This window comes from Phyllobacterium sp., assembly GCF_037994425.1.
In the GTDB taxonomy this organism is placed as follows: Bacteria; Pseudomonadota; Alphaproteobacteria; order Rhizobiales; family Rhizobiaceae; genus Phyllobacterium.
On sequence record NZ_JBBNAM010000009.1, the window covers coordinates 1 to 2199 of the forward strand.

The window sequence follows — 2199 nt, forward strand, 5'->3', positions numbered from 1 at the left end:
GGACTTCATGGATAACACAGGGGTAGTGTAACATGGCTCAAAATTCATTGCGGTTGGTTGAGGGTAATTCGGTGGATAAAACGAAAGCGCTGGATGCGGCATTGTCCCAGATCGAGAGGGCCTTTGGTAAGGGCTCGATCATGCGGCTTGGCCGCAATGAGCAGGTTGTGGAGATCGAAACGGTTCCGACCGGCTCGCTGTCGCTCGATATCGCCCTTGGCGTCGGCGGCTTGCCGAAGGGCCGCATCGTCGAGATTTATGGGCCTGAAAGCTCAGGCAAGACGACCCTTGCCCTGCATACGATTGCCGAGGCGCAGAAGAAGGGCGGCATCTGCGCCTTCGTCGACGCTGAGCACGCACTCGATCCCGTCTATGCCCGCAAGCTTGGCGTTGATCTTGAGAACCTCCTGATTTCGCAGCCGGACACGGGCGAACAGGCGCTTGAAATCACCGATACGCTGGTTCGCTCCGGCGCCATCGACGTTCTCGTCGTCGATTCCGTGGCGGCGCTGACGCCACGGGCGGAAATCGAGGGCGAAATGGGCGATTCACTGCCGGGTCTGCAGGCCCGTCTGATGAGCCAGGCGCTGCGCAAGCTTACGGCTTCCATTTCCCGTTCCAACTGCATGGTCATCTTCATCAACCAGATCCGTATGAAGATCGGCGTGATGTTCGGTTCGCCGGAAACGACGACGGGCGGCAATGCGCTGAAATTCTATGCTTCCGTTCGTCTCGATATCCGCCGCATCGGCTCGCTCAAGGAGCGCGACGAGGTCGTCGGTAACCAGACGCGCGTCAAGGTCGTCAAGAACAAGCTGGCTCCGCCCTTCAAGCAGGTCGAATTCGACATCATGTATGGCGAGGGCGTTTCGAAAACGGGCGAACTGGTCGATCTCGGCGTCAAGGCCGGTATCGTCGAGAAGTCGGGTTCGTGGTTCTCCTATAGTTCGCAGCGTCTCGGTCAGGGTCGCGACAATGCGAAACTGTTCCTCAAGGAAAATCCGGAAATCGCCAATGAGATCGAGCTGGCGCTGCGCCAGAATGCCGGTCTCATCGCTGAACAGATGCTTGACAAGGGTGCCGGTGAAGAGGACGACGGTCTCGACGCCGCCGAAGGCTGAGCTTCAAGCAGGCCGCACCAGTTTTGGACTTCAAACCCGCATCCGGAAACGGCTGCGGGTTTTGATTTTTGGGCTGTGCCAACTCGCGAGGCGCATTAGGGATTTTCTGGACAGCACGCGGCCGCGTCGCTACAAGCGTTTCGTTCCGCTCCTTCGCAAGGAAAGGGGCCAATTCCGTTTGGATGCAAGAAGTCAGAAGGCAAAGCAGCATGAGTGGCGTCAACGAGATCCGGTCGACATTTCTGAACTATTTCAAGAAGAACGGCCATGAGATCGTGGCGTCGAGCCCGCTCGTGCCACGCAACGACCCGACGCTGATGTTTACCAATGCCGGCATGGTGCAGTTCAAGAACGTCTTTACCGGCATCGAACAGCGGCCGTACAGCCGCGCCACGACATCGCAGAAATGCGTTCGGGCCGGCGGCAAGCACAACGACCTCGACAATGTTGGCTACACCGCGCGTCATCACACCTTCTTCGAAATGCTCGGCAACTTTTCCTTTGGCGATTATTTCAAGGAAGAGGCGATCTCGCTCGCCTGGAACCTGATCACGAAGGAGTTCGGCCTTCCGAAGGACAAGCTGACTGTCACGGTCTATCACACGGACGATGCTGCGGCCGGTTTCTGGAAGAAGATTGCCGGTCTTCCCGAGGAAAGGATCATCCGCATCGCCACCAGCGACAATTTCTGGGCGATGGGCGATACGGGTCCCTGCGGGCCATGCTCCGAAATCTTCTACGATCACGGCTCGGAGATTTGGGGCGGTCCTCCTGGCAGCGCCGATGAAGATGGCGACCGCTTCATTGAAATCTGGAACCTGGTCTTCATGCAGTTCGAGCAGGTGACGAAGGAGCAGCGCATCGACCTGCCGCGTCCATCGATCGACACCGGCATGGGCCTCGAACGCCTCGCTGCGGTGCTCCAGGGCAAGCATGACAATTACGATATCGATCTGTTCCAGACGCTGATCCACGCTTCGGAAGAGGCGACCGGCGTCAAGGCCGAGGGCAAGTTCCGCGCCAGCCATCGCGTGATCGCCGATCATCTGCGTTCGTCGGGCTTCCTCATTGCCGATGG

At 58.4% G+C, this 2199-nt stretch carries 2 protein-coding genes; both read left to right on the top strand.

Features of this window, described 5'->3' with window-relative positions; translation table 11 throughout:
- The first annotated feature begins 32 nt into the window (after nt 1–32).
- Nucleotides 33–1121 (top strand): recombinase RecA, encoded by a 1089-nt coding sequence (gene recA, locus AAAB35_RS00235; RefSeq protein ID WP_340666247.1) that lies wholly within the window; start codon nt 33–35, stop codon nt 1119–1121.
- Between the two features lie 209 nt (nt 1122–1330).
- A partial coding sequence (locus AAAB35_RS00240) for an alanine--tRNA ligase-related protein (RefSeq protein WP_340666248.1) occupies nt 1331–2199 on the top strand: 869 nt, incomplete at its 3' end.

What these genes read in the sequence shown, in the direction of transcription:
- recA (WP_340666247.1), top strand. Translation starts at nt 33, where the DNA reads ATGGCTCAAAATTCATTGCGGTTGGTTGAGGGTAATTCGGTGGATAAA.